The 16,721-nt window shown below is 38.0% G+C and carries 18 protein-coding genes; 13 read left to right on the top strand and 5 right to left on the bottom strand.

From position 1 onward, the window contains the following. Window positions 1-11: 11 nt before the first annotated feature. Window positions 12-737 (top strand): pseudouridine synthase, encoded by a 726-nt coding sequence (locus tag BLR86_RS06140; RefSeq protein WP_090759335.1) that lies wholly within the window; start codon window positions 12-14, stop codon window positions 735-737. 40 nt (window positions 738-777) lie between these two features. Here BLR86_RS06140 and BLR86_RS06135 read toward each other — a convergent pair whose 3' ends face one another. Next, entirely contained in the window at window positions 778-1,224 is a 447-nt protein-coding gene (locus tag BLR86_RS06135) for a Dps family protein (protein ID WP_090759333.1), read from the bottom strand. 188 nt (window positions 1,225-1,412) lie between these two features. Here BLR86_RS06135 and speD point away from each other — a divergent pair, with 188 nt between their 5' ends. Both speD and BLR86_RS06125 read left to right on the top strand, forming a co-directional pair. Beyond that, window positions 1,413-2,219, top strand: coding sequence for an adenosylmethionine decarboxylase (speD, locus tag BLR86_RS06130; protein WP_090759331.1), 807 nt, complete (start codon window positions 1,413-1,415; stop codon window positions 2,217-2,219). 140 nt (window positions 2,220-2,359) lie between these two features. Further along, on the top strand, window positions 2,360-3,085 hold the full coding sequence (locus BLR86_RS06125) for an AAA family ATPase (RefSeq protein WP_090759329.1): 726 nt from the start codon (window positions 2,360-2,362) through the stop codon (window positions 3,083-3,085). Between the two features lie 264 nt (window positions 3,086-3,349). On the opposite strand, the gene BLR86_RS06120 is transcribed toward BLR86_RS06125, so the two are convergent. Both BLR86_RS06120 and BLR86_RS06115 read right to left on the bottom strand, forming a co-directional pair. Further along, window positions 3,350-4,684, bottom strand: a complete 1,335-nt coding sequence (locus tag BLR86_RS06120; RefSeq protein WP_090759327.1) for an amino acid permease — start codon at window positions 4,682-4,684, stop codon at window positions 3,350-3,352. Between the two features lie 150 nt (window positions 4,685-4,834). Next, on the bottom strand, window positions 4,835-5,056 hold the full coding sequence (locus tag BLR86_RS06115; protein ID WP_063252171.1) for a DeoR family transcriptional regulator: 222 nt from the start codon (window positions 5,054-5,056) through the stop codon (window positions 4,835-4,837). 401 nt (window positions 5,057-5,457) lie between these two features. Between BLR86_RS06115 and pepV the strand changes: the two genes are divergently transcribed. The 6 genes from pepV (at window position 5,458) to BLR86_RS06085 (ending at window position 12,549) form a co-directional block, all read left to right on the top strand. Next, complete coding sequence (gene pepV / locus BLR86_RS06110; RefSeq protein WP_090759325.1) at window positions 5,458-6,879, top strand: dipeptidase PepV; 1,422 nt, start codon at window positions 5,458-5,460, stop codon at window positions 6,877-6,879. A 22-nt stretch (window positions 6,880-6,901) separates the two neighbouring features. Next, the gene (gene dat / locus BLR86_RS06105; protein ID WP_090759323.1) at window positions 6,902-7,762 is read left to right on the top strand and encodes a D-amino-acid transaminase; all 861 of its coding nucleotides are present in this window, start codon (window positions 6,902-6,904) and stop codon (window positions 7,760-7,762) included. Window positions 7,763-7,885: 123 nt separating this feature from the next. Beyond that, a complete protein-coding gene (gene thpR / locus BLR86_RS06100; protein WP_090759321.1) occupies window positions 7,886-8,452 on the top strand; it encodes an RNA 2',3'-cyclic phosphodiesterase in 567 nt (188 codons plus the stop codon). A gap of 31 nt (window positions 8,453-8,483) precedes the next feature. Beyond that, window positions 8,484-9,416: a diacylglycerol/lipid kinase family protein gene (locus tag BLR86_RS06095; protein WP_090759320.1), complete on the top strand. Its 933-nt coding sequence runs from the start codon at window positions 8,484-8,486 to the stop codon at window positions 9,414-9,416. Between the two features lie 37 nt (window positions 9,417-9,453). Beyond that, complete coding sequence (gene pulA, locus BLR86_RS06090; RefSeq protein ID WP_090759318.1) at window positions 9,454-11,601, top strand: type I pullulanase; 2,148 nt, start codon at window positions 9,454-9,456, stop codon at window positions 11,599-11,601. A 174-nt stretch (window positions 11,602-11,775) separates the two neighbouring features. Then, on the top strand, window positions 11,776-12,549 hold the full coding sequence (locus BLR86_RS06085) for a phosphotransferase family protein (RefSeq protein ID WP_090759316.1): 774 nt from the start codon (window positions 11,776-11,778) through the stop codon (window positions 12,547-12,549). Here the strand turns inward: BLR86_RS06085 and BLR86_RS06080 are convergent, their stop codons facing one another. After that, window positions 12,550-12,828: a YtzH-like family protein gene (locus BLR86_RS06080; protein WP_090759314.1), complete on the bottom strand. Its 279-nt coding sequence runs from the start codon at window positions 12,826-12,828 to the stop codon at window positions 12,550-12,552. 133 nt (window positions 12,829-12,961) lie between these two features. Between BLR86_RS06080 and trmB the strand changes: the two genes are divergently transcribed. Continuing rightward, a complete protein-coding gene (trmB, locus tag BLR86_RS06075) occupies window positions 12,962-13,603 on the top strand; it encodes a tRNA (guanosine(46)-N7)-methyltransferase TrmB (protein WP_090759312.1) in 642 nt (213 codons plus the stop codon). A 77-nt stretch (window positions 13,604-13,680) separates the two neighbouring features. Beyond that, window positions 13,681-14,520: a YtnP family quorum-quenching lactonase gene (locus tag BLR86_RS06070; RefSeq protein ID WP_090759310.1), complete on the top strand. Its 840-nt coding sequence runs from the start codon at window positions 13,681-13,683 to the stop codon at window positions 14,518-14,520. 54 nt (window positions 14,521-14,574) lie between these two features. On the opposite strand, the gene BLR86_RS06065 is transcribed toward BLR86_RS06070, so the two are convergent. Continuing rightward, entirely contained in the window at window positions 14,575-14,901 is a 327-nt protein-coding gene (locus tag BLR86_RS06065) for a PepSY domain-containing protein (protein ID WP_090759308.1), read from the bottom strand. Between the two features lie 151 nt (window positions 14,902-15,052). Between BLR86_RS06065 and BLR86_RS06060 the strand changes: the two genes are divergently transcribed. Then, window positions 15,053-16,126, top strand: a complete 1,074-nt coding sequence (locus tag BLR86_RS06060; RefSeq protein WP_090759306.1) for a M42 family metallopeptidase — start codon at window positions 15,053-15,055, stop codon at window positions 16,124-16,126. Window positions 16,127-16,186: 60 nt separating this feature from the next. Further along, window positions 16,187-16,705: a DUF84 family protein gene (locus BLR86_RS06055; RefSeq protein ID WP_090759304.1), complete on the top strand. Its 519-nt coding sequence runs from the start codon at window positions 16,187-16,189 to the stop codon at window positions 16,703-16,705. The last annotated feature ends 16 nt before the right edge of the window (window positions 16,706-16,721 follow it).

The following is a 16,721-nucleotide window of genomic DNA, read 5'->3' as shown; positions in this document are numbered from 1 at the left end:
TAGGAAGGAGGATGACCTTGAGAATTGATAAAATGTTGGCTAATCTAGGTTATGGCAGCCGGAAAGAAGTCAAACAGCTGCTAAAAAGCGGTGCTGTTAAGATTGATGATGCTATTGTGAAGGATGCAAAACAGCATGTAGATCCGAATAAGCAAGTGGTTACTCTTAATGGGGAAATCATTGAATACAGAGAATTTATCTATCTAATGATGAACAAGCCTCAAGGAGTACTATCTGCAACCGAGGATAGTGTTGGCGAAACGGTGATTGACCTTTTGGAACTTGAGGATCAAGTATATGAGCCCTTCCCTGTCGGAAGATTGGACAAGGATACGGAAGGCCTGTTACTGATTACCAATGATGGTCAATTAGCACACAAGCTATTATCACCCAAAAAACATGTACCTAAGACTTATTTTGCCGTGATTGATGGCGAAGTTACGGATGCAGATGTCAGTGCATTTGCGGAAGGTGTAACGCTTGACGATGGCTACGAAACAAAACCAGGCGAGTTGATCATAGTAAAGTCTGGCATTCGTTCCGACATTGAGCTAACGATAACCGAAGGGAAATTCCATCAGGTTAAAAGAATGTTCGAGGCCGTTGGAAAAAGAGTGGTTTACCTAAAGAGGATTTCCATGGGTCCCCTGCCATTGGATGAAACCCTTGAACTCGGGGAATATCGGGAATTAACGGATGAAGAAGTAGAGCTGCTTAAGGAATACCAAGTAGGTTAGAAACAAGTAAAGGACAAGGCCGTGTGCCTTGTCCTATTTTTTATCCTTGTAGGAAGGATGTTAACATCCAATTATGCTTGCTTAATTTTTCAATTAGCCCAGTAAACATATCACTCGTTACCTCATCATCCACCTGTTCAGCAGCTTTTTTTCCTTCTTTCATTTCTGAGATAAGTTGGGAAAAATCATTTACAACGTTTTGTACCATTTCTTTAGCTGTTAAAACTTCAGAAGTTTCTTCGATTGTTGAAAATTGAAGGTATTCTTTTAATGTGGAAACTGGCTTTCCACCTGTAATTAATAATCGTTCTGCCAACTCATCCATGGTTCCTGCTGCTTCTTCATATAGTTGTTCAAATTTTTCATGTAAGGTGAAAAAGTGTGGTCCTGTTACATACCAGTGGAAACGATGTAGTTTTGTGTATAATACGTTCCAGTTTGCGAGTTGTTGGTTCATTACTTGTTCAAGTGTTACTGTTTGTGTCATTTTCCATACCTCCTAATTTCTTAACTAAACTTATTATAACATATATTATTTAAAAGTAAATATTAAATTATAATTATTATAAATAAGGATAGTTCAATAAATGTAAGTAACAATTTTATTAAATGGGTAATCTAAAAATATTTACGACACTGTCCCGCATTTTGAAAAATCGAAAAGGGGGAAGCAGCATGAAACTTACACCCAAAGAAACCATAGAATTACATGGCTTTAATAACTTGACGAAATCACTTAGTTTTAATATGTATGATATTTGCTATACACGATCGAAGGAAGAGCGCGAAGCTTATGTAAAGTATATTGATGAACAATATAGTGCTGAGAGATTGCAGACGATTTTAATCCATGTTTCCGACATTATTGGTGCACATGTATTAAATGTTGCCAGTCAGGACTTTGAGCCAGCTGGAGCAAGTGTAACGCTTCTCGTATCAGAGGGACCAGTCGAAGACGCTCCTTCAGAGCACTTTGAAGAGTCACCGGGGCCGCTGCCAGAATCTGTCGTTATCCAGTTAGATAAGAGTCATATCACGGTTCATACATACCCAGAATATCATCCAGATGAAGGGATTAGCACATTCAGAGCAGATATTGATGTATCTACATGTGGAGAAATTTCACCACTTAAAGCTTTGCATTACCTTATTCGTTCGTTTGAAACAGATGTCATGACGATTGATTATCGGGTTCGTGGCTTTACACGAGATAAGGATGGCTATAAATTGTTTATTGATCATGAAATTAGCTCGATCCAAAATTATATCCCCGAGGATGTCGGCGAACTCTTCGATATGATTGATGTCAATGTCTATAAAGAAAATATCTTCCATACTAAATGTAAGCTCCGAGGATTTGATTTAAATAACTATTTATTTGGCTATAAAAAAGAAACCTTACATTCAGAAGAGTTAATTGAAATTACCGAGAGAATTAAGCTGGAAATGGATGAAATTTTTTATGGCAAGAATATGGTGTAATGCATGACAATCCTACTCATCGCATTAATATGCCGAATAGTAGCCAAAAGGAAAGCACGCAGCTTTACTAAAAAGTAAAGCTGTTTTTTACATTTATCGTGTAAAATGGTAACAAAGATAAAAATGAGTGGTGACTGATTATGTTTTTAAAAAGAGTTGCTTTATTAAAAGATAACGTTCCAAACGTTAGTGATTACCCTTTTTCGATTCCATCAATAACGAGCCTCAATGAGTTGAAGTTTGAAAGGAATGTTACCTTCTTTGTGGGTGAAAATGGATCAGGGAAATCTACTTTATTAGAAGCGATTGCTGACCAATGTGGTTTTAATACTGCAGGCGGCGGAAGAAATAATTTTTATGAAGTATATGAGAAAGATTCAGAGCTTAGTGAATACATAAAGCTTTCTTGGATGCCTAAAGTTACCAATGGCTTCTTTTTGCGAGCAGAATCGTTTTATCATTTTGCTACTCATATTGATGATGTAGATGAGAATGGATTTAAAGACTACGGGGGAAAATCATTATTAAAACAATCCCATGGAGAATCGTTTTTGTCCTTATTTCTCAATCGGTTTAATGGAGAAGCGCTATACTTATTGGATGAACCAGAGGCGGCATTATCTCCTGCACGACAATTATCTCTCTTGAAAGTCATCCATGACCTTGAAACACAAGGGGCTGCTCAGTTCATCATTGCCACACATTCTCCGATCCTGCTAGGGTATCCAGATGCTGAAATCTATAGCTTCGACCACGGTCAAATTTCAAAAATCGACTATGAAAGTACAGACCATTACACGCTGACGAAATATTTTTTAGAGAATAGAAAAAGATTTCTTTATGAACTTTTTAAAGAGGAAGAATAAAGTTATTTGTTTAATTTTGAGTGCCCGTAAATTAAAGTTGGCGAAATTATGGTCACAATAAAGATTGGATGGTGCCCGTAAATTAAAGTTGGCGAAATTACGGTCACAATAAAGGGTGGATAGTGCCCGTAATTAAAGTTGGCGAAATTATGGTCACAATAAAGGTTGGATAGTGCCCGTAATTAAAAGTTGACATATTTATGGTCACAATTACGGGTGAATACCTCAAAACGAAAAAGAAGAAGTGGCCCCCCAATAAGGAGATCACTTCTTCTTTTTTGCTATAAATGAAAGGATGATTAGGACTCCCACAATTACTAAGGAAACGGTTGTGCCGATTAGATTGTTTGGACTGAAAATAAATCCAATAAAAATTAAACTCAACGCTAAAATGGCAATAATAGTAGTAAATGGGAACCACTTTACTTGAAAGGATGGTTTAACTTTATACTGTGATCGAAGCTTTAAATGGGCTGCACAGATGCCTATCCAAACCAACATAACCGTGAAACCCGGTATGGTCATAAGATAACTGATGATTTTATCAGGACTAATGTAGGCTAAGAAAACCCCAGCTAAAATAAAAACGGTTGTAATCATAAGTCCGATAATGGGAATCCCGTTTCTAGTGGTTTTCATCAAGCTTTTCGGCGCAACTCCGCTTTTAGCCATTGAAAAAAGAGTTCTCGATGTTGCATAGATACCAGAGTTTGCAGCCGAAAGGACAGCAGTAAGAAGGATGAAATTCATCACATGTGCAGCACCTGGTAATCCAGTAATATTGAAAACTTGAACAAATGGACTGTTTTGACCGGTTACTTGATTCCAAGGCATAATGCCGCAAATAATTAAGATAGGGAAGATATAAAAAATAATTACCCTCCAAACAGCACCTTTAATAATACTTGGCATGACGCGCTCCGCATCCTTTGTCTCGGTAACCGCCACCCCAATTAATTCTGCTCCGCCATAAGAAAACATAACCACCAAAAACGCACTCAGCATTCCACTCCATCCATGAGGGAAAAAACCGCCATGTGCTGTATAATTTGAAAGTGGATCCTCAATATTACTTGGCATAATCCCAAATATAATGAGAGCACCTAGTAAGATAAAAGCAACTAATGCAACAATCTTGATCCCAGCAAACCAAAACTCCAGCTCACCATAGTATTTAACTGGAAATAAATTAATGCCAATGATAATGGCTGCACAGAACAGGCTAAGAAGCCATAAGGGAATCGAAGGATACCAAAATTGTAGAAAGCTTCCTGCTGCTAACAGTTCAACAGTGATAACGATGGTCCAGTTTATCCAATACAGCCATCCATTTATATACGATAGCTGAAAACCAAATGCTTTATAAAGGAGCAATTGGACGTTGTGGTTCGGAAAAGCAATTGCCATTTCACCTAAGGCGGCCATCACAATAAATAATAATAACCCTCCAATCAAATAGGTAAAAACAACACTAGGTCCGGCAATATTTAATGTATCAGAACTTCCTTTAAAAATTCCTGTACCAATCATGCCTGCTAACGCAATAAACTGGACATGTCTTGGTAGTAATCCTTTTTTTAACTCTTGATTATTTTCCATGGTTTCCTACCCTCGTAAAAGTCTTTTATGCTCAAACGCTTTTAGGCGTTAAAGTATTATACTAATATATCATAGGGTAGTAGGGATTTAAATGAAAAAATTCAAAAAAAAACTAGCCCTCAGGACTAGTTTGCTGTGTTTTTTATATATTTATGACGACATTTTTACTTTCTTTTGTGTTGTTGTCCATTTTCCGCGGCTTGGGCTTATAACCAAGTCATTATAGGCTAAAACATTTAAATCTCGTTGAATGGTGCGAGGAGTGATACCAAATTCCTCTACAAGTTCTTGCGTCGTGACTGTACCTTTGTTACGTATAAACATGTAGATGCATTTGATGCGGTTTAACATCCGGTTAGTCGAAGGTTTCAAAGAACCACTCCCTATCCTAATTTCAAACCTATGGCGTAATCCCTCTACCGACAGCCTCTTTGATTAGTATGTAATTTTCTTCCGCAGACAACTCCTTTAGAAAATAGATAGTTGTAGTGGATACCCAGATGACTTACAATTATTGTAACCACAATTTCTGAAAATTTCCACCATTAGTGAATAATTTACATAAAAAACACAACAACTTTACAAGAATTTTCGTTTTTTCGCCTCCCTTTCGTGATTCTTACTATAGTCTATGGGTGTAAATGTTAAGATTATGACAAATTAATTGAATTTTGTGTAAATTAACAGTGGGACAAGTTGAAAAATCATTTCGTTTTTCATAGAAAAATTGATAAGATATTGGGCAAACGTGTAAATCAAGGAGGAACACACCATTGATAAAGATAAATTGGATGGATGAAGTTGAAAAGAGAAAAGCTGAACTTTTAAAAGACACACGGAACCTATTACATATTAAGAGTCTGTTAGATGAAGAACATACATTTCCTGATGCCCCACTTGGAAAAGGTGTGAAAGAAGCGTTAGATTTTATGCTGATACTTGGTGAAAAGGATGGATTTATTCCCAAGAATGTTGGAAATTTAGCAGGGCACTTAGAATTTGGTCAAGGAGAGGAGCTGCTCGGTATTCTCTGCCATGTTGATGTTGTTCCAGAAGGTGATGGCTGGACTAGTGATCCTTTTGCTGCTGAAATTCGCGATGGGAAAATATATGCCCGTGGTGCAATTGATGATAAGGGCCCGACGATGGCTGCTTATTATGCGATGAAAATTGTTAAAGAGCTGGGGGTGCCAATCAATAAGCGTGTGCGGATGATTATCGGTACCGATGAAGAAAGCGATTGGCGCTGTGTCGAGCATTATTTTAAAGAAGAGGAAATGCCAACCTTAGGTTTCGCACCTGACGCGGATTTTCCGATTATTAATGCTGAAAAGGGAATCGCTGATTTAGATATGACCCAGAAAATGTCCGGTGCAGAAACAGGAACAGGAACAGCAAATGTAGAAGTTCTTAGCTTTACTTCCGGACAAAGATACAATATGGTTCCGGATTTTGCAACAGCCCGATTAAACATTAAAGCGAATCAAATGGAGGTAGTCCAACGTTACACAGATTTCATGAAGCAAGTAGAAATAGAAAATAGCTCATATGTTGAAAACGGAGAGTTAATCCTTGTAGTAAAAGGAATATCTGCTCACGGAATGGAGCCGAAAAATGGGAGAAATGCGGGATTATTTTTAGCAGAATTCCTCTCTAAATTAGACGTAGACGATTCGGCTGCCCATTATTTCAAATTCGTATCAACCTATTTTTATAATGATTCGAGAGGTGTGAACCTTGGAGTTTCATATTCGGATGATATCTCTGGTGAGTTAACGATTAACCCGGGCAAACTTTCTTATTCTCCTAAATCGGGTGGAAGCATCGGAATGACCTGCAGATACCCGGTGACGAACAATATGGATGCTACCAAAGAAAAGCTAGATGCTCTTTTGTTGAATGAAGCTTTTGTCATTTCAAAATATAAAGATACAAAGCCACATCACGTGGACGAGAATGAATTCTTGATCCAAACATTGAAAAAGGTTTACGAAGAACAAACCGGTGAAAAGGCTGAATTGATTGCCATTGGCGGAGGAACCTATGCCCGTTCCTTAAAAGCAGGGGTGGCATTTGGTCCTTTGTTTCCAGGCAGACCAGATATTGCGCATCAAAAGGATGAATATATTGATATCGATGATTTATTGAAAGCAACGGCCATATATGCACAGGCAATTTATGAATTAGCCAAGTAAAATTAACAAGGGAAGTGGAAGAATGGAATATGCATTAGTAAATGGAGAAATTATTGAGCGTTCAGAAGCCAAGGTAGATGTCGAAGATCGTGGCTATCAGTTTGGTGATGGTGTTTACGAAGTAATTCGTGTTTATAATGGTAAAATGTTTACGGCAGCTGAACATTTAACTAGATTTGCTAAAAGCGCTGAAAGTATAGGAATTTCGTTGCCATATACCCCGCAGCAATTAACGGAAATGATAGAAGAACTTCTTAGTAAAAATAATCTTGAAACAGGCAATATTTATATGCAAGTCACTCGAGGGGTTGCACCACGAAATCATGTTTTTCCAGCCGGTAATGTTCCTCCCACACTTATTGCCTATGCCATTCGGGCAGTTAGACCGCTCGACAACTTGAAAACAGGAGTAAAGACAATTTTGACGGAGGATATTCGCTGGCTTCGCTGTGATATTAAAAGCTTAAATTTACTTGCAAATCTAATGGCGAAACAAAAGGCAAGCGAGCAGGGTTGTTTTGAAGCCATTCAACACCGGGGCCAAGATGTTACTGAAGGCAGCTCCTCGAATATCTTTATTGTAAAAGATGGAACAGTAATCACACATGAATCAAATAACCTAATCCTAAAAGGGATTACAAAAGATGTTATTTTGGACCTTTGTGGAAAAAATAATATCCCGGTTATTGAGCGGACATTCACGGTAGTAGAGCTTGCTGAAGCAGAAGAGGTATTCTTATCAAGTACAACAGCTGAAGTAACGCCAATAATTGAGATAAACGGGAATAAGGTAAATGAAGGAGCTCCAGGTCCAATCACCAAAAAACTGCAAAAACTATTTGAAAAAGAAATTGAGAAACAATGCGGTATCCTAGTTAGATAAGTAATAGTAAAATGTGCAGCAGATGAAAAAAGTCTGATGCACATTTTTTTAAAAGGAATCGAAGTTTTATCATACATACAAGTTGTAAAAAATAGTCTAAAATAAGAAAGTGGATGATAAGTTATGAATCAGCAAACACATTATTTCTTCGCGATAAAAATACCCGAAGAAACTAAATTAATGATGAAAAAGAATAGTGAGCAGTTAAAAGAACTTTTTCCATTTAATCGCTGGGTTCATCATCAAGACTTGCATATTACACTAGCTTTTTTAGGCAATGCTCCTTCTGAAAAACTTTCTATTGCTGTGGAAAATGTTCTTGAGGCATTACGCGATACAAAGGGATTTTTTTTAGAAATGAACAAGCTTGGAACCTTTGGAAAAGTAGATTCACCACGGATTTTCTGGGTGGATACAAAGGCTAGTACTGAGTTACATGGAGTTAGGAAAAAAGTGTTTACGGCTTGCAGGGAAGCTGGATTTCAACTTGAAACAAGACCTTTTAAACCTCATATTACCCTTGCCAGGAAGTGGGCAGGAGATCAACAATTTCATATAGAACTCCTTGATAGTTGGAACGCGGTTCAGCCAGAACCACTTAGATTTAAGGTGAATGAGGTAGTATTATACCAAACACATCTTGATAAAACACCAAAGTACGAGGTGAAAACGAGTTACCACTTGGAATAAAAAGAGAAAATTAACATTAAAGGTTGGTTGTATGAAACAAATTTATTTTATTATCAATCCTAAAGCGAGGAATGGCTACTGTTTAACTATCTGGAAAAGAGTTGAAGCAAAATTAATCAATAATCAGATCCCCTTCAAAGCTTTCTTTTCAGAATACCATGGGCATGTGATCAAACTAGCAGAACAATTTGCCAACAGCAATAATGAGGATAAAGTCATTATTGCTGTTGGCGGCGACGGTACAATCAGCGAAGTGGTCAATGGAATAATAAACCATACCAATATTACTCTTGGATTCGTGCCAGGAGGTTCTGGAAATGATTTTTCAAGAGGATTTCATATTCCTACCCATCCAGAAGAAGCGTTAGAAGCTATTCTTCGCCTCATGAAAACAGAAGCTCCTTTAATAGATGTTGGCAAAATTACCATGAAAGATGATTCCGAGCATTTTTTCATTAATAATATGGGCGCCGGGTTTGATGCGTTGATCTCCTATGAAGTGAACCACTCCAAAGTGAAAGCCTGGCTCAATAAACTATCTTTAGGCCGACTGGTATATGTGTATTTTTTATTAAAAAAACTATTTTCTTATAAAACCTCCACAATTGATTTATCAATTGATGGGCGTAGGCATATACTTGAACAAACATGGTTTGTAACTGTCTCCAACCAAGCCTATTACGGAGGCGGCATGAAGATTGCTCCAGAGGCAGTGCCGGATGATGGTCTCTTAGATATTACAGTCGTTCATCATTTATCAAGGTTAAAGCTATTAGCAGTCTTTATCAGTGTTTTTTGGGGAAAGCATGTTCATTTTAAAGAGGTGAAAACCTTTAAAGGCAAAGCAGTTGCGATTCACTCCTCATCCTCCTTATATGTCCATGCGGATGGTGAAAATATTGGATTTACTCCTTTAAAGATTCATGTGAAAACAAAAACCATTAAGGTGTTAACGAGGGTGTGAAGTATGAGAGAAACTGATTTGAAAGAGAGGGATTCGAATGAACTCCAATGAACGTAATTTCCTAGCCTATTTAGATGAGATAGATATCATTACGATTCTTCTTCCACTTTCCTATCATCAAGGCTTGTCTTCCACTTTCTCGATTACAGACGAATCACAAAAGAGCAGAGCTATTCAAATTATCCAAAAACAACAAATTGAGAATAATAATAAATATATTTGTAAGCTGGAGGAAGAAATTTCTTTTGGCCATCCCTATTGGATTTTAGATGAGCATGGGGGGAAAACAGATCTTCAAATAGGAGCAGTCATTCGAACAGATATTTTTGATGAACGGTTTTACTATGATGGAAATGATCTAGGCGTGAGTTGTAGGGACAATCAAACACAATTTAAGATCTGGGCTCCAACCGCAACGCAAGTTAAATTAAAATTAAGGCAGCCGAAAAATTCCTTTTCCGAAATTATAAAGATGAGACGTGAGGAGAAAGGTGTTTGGTCATCTGTTGTTAATGCTGATTTAGAACTTTATCAATATACTTTTCTAGTTTTAGTGAATCAAGAATGGCAAGAATCAGTTGATCCTTATGCTGTAGCGGTTACTGCAAATGGAGAGCATGGCGTAATCGTAAAGTTAGAGAAAACATACAGGGAGAAACCGGTGTTGCCTCCTTGTGAGAATCCAGTAGACGCCATCATTTACGAAACGCATATCAGGGATTTCACCATCCATCCAAATAGCGGCGCGGAACATAAAGGACTTTTTCTTGGTGCTGGTGAGATCAATACAAAAGGTAAAGACGGACAACTCACTGGTCTTTCTTATGTAAAGGATCTAGGTATTACTCATATCGAATTCCTGCCTTTCAATGATTTTGCAGGAGTCGATGAATTAGACCCTCATAAAGAATACAACTGGGGGTATAACCCGATTCACTTCAATGTTCCGGAGGGTTCGTATGCAACAAACCCTTCCGATCCCTATGCCAGAATCATGGAACTCAAGCAATTAATTGATTCTATTCATAGCCAAGGAATAAGAGTGATTATGGATGTTGTTTATAATCATTTATATATTCGCGAAACTTCATCCTTTGAAAAAATAGTTCCAGGTTATTACTTCCGCCATAATGAGCTTGGTTTTCCAGCAAATGGAACAGGAGTCGGAAATGATATTGCCTCGGAGAGAAAAATGGTAAAAAAATTCATCCTCGATTCGATCCGGTTTTGGATGGAGGAATATCATATAGATGGTTTTCGTTTCGATTTAATGGGGATTTTAGATAGTGAAACGATGATGGACGTTAGAAAAACTTGTGACAGTATTCAACAGGGAACCCTAATTATCGGCGAGGGCTGGAATCTAAACACTCCACTTCCAATTGAAAAAAAAGCAATTATTCGCAATCAATCAAAGCTTCCGGATATTGGTCAATTTAATGACAAATTCCGCGATTGCATAAAAGGGAATACCTTTTACTTGTATGATAAAGGATATGTACTTGGAAATGAGCATTACCATGACGCAGCAATCGAAACCATTGCTGGAAGCATTGGATTCGTTAAAAAAGAGAGCGGTCTTTTCACTAACCCCTCACAATCAGTAAATTATGTGGAATGCCATGATAATCACACGATGTGGGATAAACTCGTTTCGTGTCTGCCTGATTTAGATCATCAATTCCATATCAAATATCACCGGCTTGCTACGGGTCTTGTATTAGTATCGCAGGGGATTCCATTTCTTCACAGCGGACAGGAATTCTTCCGAACAAAGCGAGGCGATGGGAATAGCTATAAATCACCAGATCATATTAACCAACTTGACTGGGATCGAAAGCACCAGTATATAGAAAACGTTCACTATATTAAAGGAATGATACAAATTCGAAAACAGTTAACTTGTTTTCGATTAAAATCAGCGGAAGAAATAAGGGCACATATTCAAATTTTACCGCTGCAAAATCCACTGATTGGATTTTGTCTTCAGAACCAAGGTAATGAATTTCGAGAGGTTCTTTTACTCATTAATCCGCTAAGGAGTAAACAACCAATTCAAATTCCAGAAGGTAAATGGAGGCTGCTCGCCAATGATAAAAAAGCGGGAATTTATTCCAATGAATTTATTTCTAGCAAAGAACTGGTGCTGGAACCCGTTTGTTTAACAATTTTGGCAAAAAAATAGTTTGTTCAGATTTACTTGACTACAAAAGCTAATTGGAGATAAAATTTAGTATAATGGCTATTGTGTGTTATCGTCCAATAGCTTTTTTTATTTTTATATATTATATTTCTACTTTAACTACTAAATGGGTGTTTTCGCCCATTTGAGAACGGCATACATTGAAGGTGAACAATTTTGGAACATATATTAGGACAAGAATGGGAAATTGTCCCTGCGGGGGGTAAAACGGGAGAGGCCTTTTTTGCTTGCTTTGAAGACCAAAGACTTTTTCTAAAACGCAATTCCTCACCATTCCTAGCAGTATTATCTGCAGAAGGAATCGTCCCAAAGCTTGTTTGGACAAGACGATTGGCAAACGGAGATGTCATTACTGCACAGCAATGGCTGCCTGGACGTGAATTAAAGCCTTCTGACATGAACCATGAGCATGTTGCCAGGATGCTCCGGAAGATTCACCGCTCGGAACCGATGGTAGGGATGTTAAGCAGGCTTGAAAAGCAGCCTTTACAGCCAGATACGATTTTTCATTCAATAATGGAGGAATTGGATGAAGAAGTGTTATCATTACCTGCCGTAAAGAAAACGCTGAATTTTTTACAAAATGAGGCAGCAAATGTCACATGTAAAGAAAAAGTGGTTTGTCATGGTGATGTCAACCATAACAACTGGCTGCTTACAGAAGACAACCAGTTGTATTTAATTGACTGGGATGGTGCAATGATTGCTGACCCGGCCATTGACCTTGGCATGCTGCTTTATTGGTACATTCCTGAAGATAACTGGAATAGTTGGTTAACCATGTACGGGAAACCATTGACAGAAAACTTAAAACTAAGAATGAAATGGTATGTCGCACTGCAAACCCTATCTTCGATCCAATGGTACAAAAACAAAGATAGAATTCAGGAAATGGAAACATGGATCACTTTTTTAGATAACCTTCTTTAATTAAGAAAACGAATCAATATTAGACACCCATTGTGACAAATTTCCTTGATTAGAATGAATGTGTTCATCCAGATCAGCAGTTTGAGCACCGAATTGGCTGTAATCATATACCTCTTGCAAAACGGTTTTAACATTTTGATCAATTTGTGTGTTAACCATCAGAGATTTCACTAATCGTTCCAATTGTTCACATTCAGAAACAGATCCACAGCAATCGGTTTGGTGATTATTTAAAATGTCTTTTAGTAAGGAAACTTGGTCCTGATGACTTAATGGCATGTTGATACACCCTTTCAAGTGAAAATAAAAAAGAATTCACAGTTAGGTTGTGAATTCTTTTTTTGTTTATACATTAATGGGGTCACCCATTATTACCAATAATAAAAACAATATAAGATTTAGGAGTGGCATAATGAGACTTAGAAATAAACCATGGGCAAGGGAACATATAGAGGCGCATCCGCAATATATTGTCGCTAATCCAGAAAACTATAAGGGTAAGTGGCATGAAGTTTTTAATAATGACCAGCCTCTTCATATCGAAGTTGGGACTGGAAAAGGTCGCTTTATTACCGAAATGGCAAAGGCGCATCCAGACATTAATTATATGGGAATCGAGATTTACGACTCCGTAATCGTTGCTGCTTTAGATCGATTAATTGAAGAAGATTTACCAAATTTAAGACTGCTCAATGTCAATGCCAATGATTTAAATAAATACTTTGAAAAAAATGATATCGATCGAGTCTATTTGAATTTTTCCGATCCGTGGCCAAAGACTCGTCATGAAAAAAGAAGGTTAACGTACAAGGATTATTTAAAGTTGTATGAAGACATCTTGGTTGATAAAGGTGAAATTCATTTCAAAACCGATAATCAAGGCTTATTCGAGTATTCATTAAAAAGTTTTTCTGAATATGGTTTATTATTAACCTTCCTTAGCCTAGACTTGCACAAAAGTGACTATGAAGGAAATATCATGACAGAATATGAGCAAAAGTTCTCTGAAATGGGAAACCGTATTTACCGTTGTGAAGTCAAATATCAAAACTAATGCGGGAGGCAGTCTTTTTTAGGGCTGCCTTATTTTGTATATGGTAAAATATATTAACAGGGCAAAGGAGGAAGAGGATGGAAACGTTGAAAATTGGCAGAGTTCAGCTAACGTGGCTTTCAGGTGGTGTTACGAATTTAGATGGTGGAGCCATGTTTGGTGTCGTTCCTAAAGCATTATGGGCGAAAAAGTATCCGCCTAATGACAAAAATCTAATTGAATTGCCTACAGAACCAATCTTAATCCAAATGGACGGCAAGAATATTATGATCGAAGCTGGACTTGGTAAAGGGAAATTATCGGAAAAACAACTTCGGAATTTTGGTGTTACTGCTGAATCTGACGTGGAAGGTTCCTTACAACAATTGGGGTTGGTTCCTGATGATATCGATTATGTTTTGATGACGCATCTACACAATGATCATGTTGGCGGGCTGACTAGGTTAGAAGATGGAGTTTATCAATCAACCTTCCCTAATGCCCAAATTATTACCTCAACCATAGAATGGAATGAAATGAGAAATCCAAATATCCGTTCGAAAAGTACATATTGGAAAGAAAATTGGGAAGCGATTGAGTCTCAAGTGATTACTTTTGATGAAAAATGGAGTTTGGGAGCCATTAGCATGCACCATACTGGTGGTCACAGCAATGGCCATTCGATCTTGATAGTTGAGGATGAAGGCGAAATCGCCCTCCATATGGCAGACTTAATGCCGACACATGCTCATAAAAATCCATTATGGGTAATGGCCTATGACGATTATCCAATGGACTCTATCGCCGCAAAGGTAAAATGGGGTGAATATGCACAGGATAAAAACGTTTGGTTTACTTTTTATCATGATGCATATTATCGAGCAGTAAAATGGGGAGTAGATGGGCAAATTCTTGACAGTATAAAGAGAGTAAAATAAGGAACGATATAAAATAATACAGCCGTACCCCTGTTGGATACGGCTTTACGTCTTTTATAGGGCTGGATCCAACGAGGCTTTCACATCTAAAAGTGTTCCAGTCTGAGCATCGGCAATAAATTCGAATTGTTCATTAACACCATTTTTGTTTTTTGAAATACCGCCCTTATAAACCTGATAGTTGATTTGGTGTTTTTCAAAAGGCTCTACGACCATATGGATCCAAGAGCCGTTAATCGGACCATTTTGGCTGAATTGCTTTTTTACGGTTTCTAATACTTTTTCAGGTGAAACATATGTTTTTTGTGAAATGACTTCCTTCACCGCATAGCCGCTGATGACTCCAACTGCGGCACCAAGGATAAATGATTTCCAATTCATAAGGCACCTCCAAGAATTCAGTTTTTCTCTTATTTCCAGTATATCTCATTTAGGGTAAAGAACATAACAAATCGGTGGTAAGCCAGTCAAAATTTCAGTAATATTAACATATACATATTGATTTAGATACATAGTTGAGGGGGAACTTACTTTGAAAGAACAGACATTAAATCTTTTTAAAACGTTAACGGAACTACCAGGAGCATCTGGAAATGAGCATTTAGTGAGAAACTTTATGAGAGAGCAATTAGCTCAATACTCGGATGAAATTGTCCAAGATAAATTAGGCAGTATTTTTGGCGTTAAAAAAGGTAATCAAACGGGTCCAACCATTATGGTTGCTGGGCATATGGATGAAGTCGGGTTCATGGTTACGCAAATAACGGATAATGGGATGATCAGATTTCAACCGCTTGGTGGTTGGTGGAGCCAGGTCTTACTAGCACAGCGGGTACAGGTAATGACGAACAATGGACCTGTAATTGGAGTCATAGGCTCGATTCCTCCGCATCTTCTAAACGAATCCCAGCGTAACAAGCCAATGGAAATTAAAAATATGCTGATAGATATTGGTGCTGACGACCGAGAGGATGCAGAAAAAATTGGGATTAGACCTGGTCAATCCATCCTGCCAATTTGTCCGTTTACGCCAATGGCGAATGAAAAGAAAATACTCGCAAAGGCTTGGGATAACCGATACGGCTGTGGTCTTGCGATTGAACTGCTCCAGGAAGTAAAAGATGAAACCTTACCGAATATTTTATATTCTGGAGCAACGGTTCAAGAGGAAGTCGGTCTCCGTGGCGCACAAACGGCTGCTAATATGATTAATCCAGATATCTTTTTTGCCTTAGATGCAAGCCCAGCAAATGATATGTCAGGAAGTAAATCAGAATTTGGTCAATTAGGCAAGGGAGCATTACTCCGAATTCTCGACAGATCAATGGTGACACACCGAGGAATGCGAGAGTTTATTCTTGATACGGCAGAAACAAACAAGATCCCTTACCAATACTTTGTCTCACAAGGTGGAACCGATGCAGGACGCGTTCATCAGTCCAATGAAGGTGTTCCAAGTGGTGTAATCGGCATCTGCTCACGCTATATTCATACACATGCTTCTATGATCCATGTCGATGACTATGCAGCAGCGAAGGAATTAATCGTAAAACTAGTAAAGGCTTGTGACCAAACAACAGTAGACACCATCAAAGCGAACAGTTAAATTTTTAATGGGGAGGCATGCTTATGCCTTCCTTTTATGTGTATAAAAGGAGAATCAGAAATGAAAATAATTATCGGTTCCAACAATCCAGCAAAAGTTGCTGCAGTGAAAAATGCTTTTCATTATCAACAAACAGAGTTTCTTAGTCTTGACATTCCTTCAGGAGTAAGTGAACAGCCTTTTTCTGATGAAGAGACGATTAAGGGCGCAATTAACCGATCAGTGGGTGCGTTGCAAATGGGGAATGGCGATATTGGCATTGGACTGGAGGGAGGGGTACAGGAATCCGCTCACGGTTTATTATTGTGTAATTGGGGTGCACTAGCTTCAAAAGATAGGGAGCCGATTATTGCAGGTGGAGCCAGGTTTCTTTTACCCAATGAAATTGCAGAACGATTAAGAGCTGGTGAAGAGCTTGGTCCGGTTATGGATGATTATGCTAAAAAAGAAAATGTTCGCAAAAATGAAGGGGCCGTTGGAATCTTTACGAATGGTTTGATTAACCGTTCAGAGATGTTTTCCCATCTTATCAACCTTCTAGTAGGCCAATATTACTATCAAAAGGGCACTAAGAAGTGATATTTGAATACAAAAA

The organism is Bacillus sp. OK048 (genome assembly GCF_900103525.1).
Lineage (GTDB): Bacteria > Bacillota > Bacilli > Bacillales > Cytobacillaceae > Neobacillus.
Note: the sequence above shows the minus strand (reverse complement) of the source record. Positions and strands in the feature narration are given on the sequence as shown.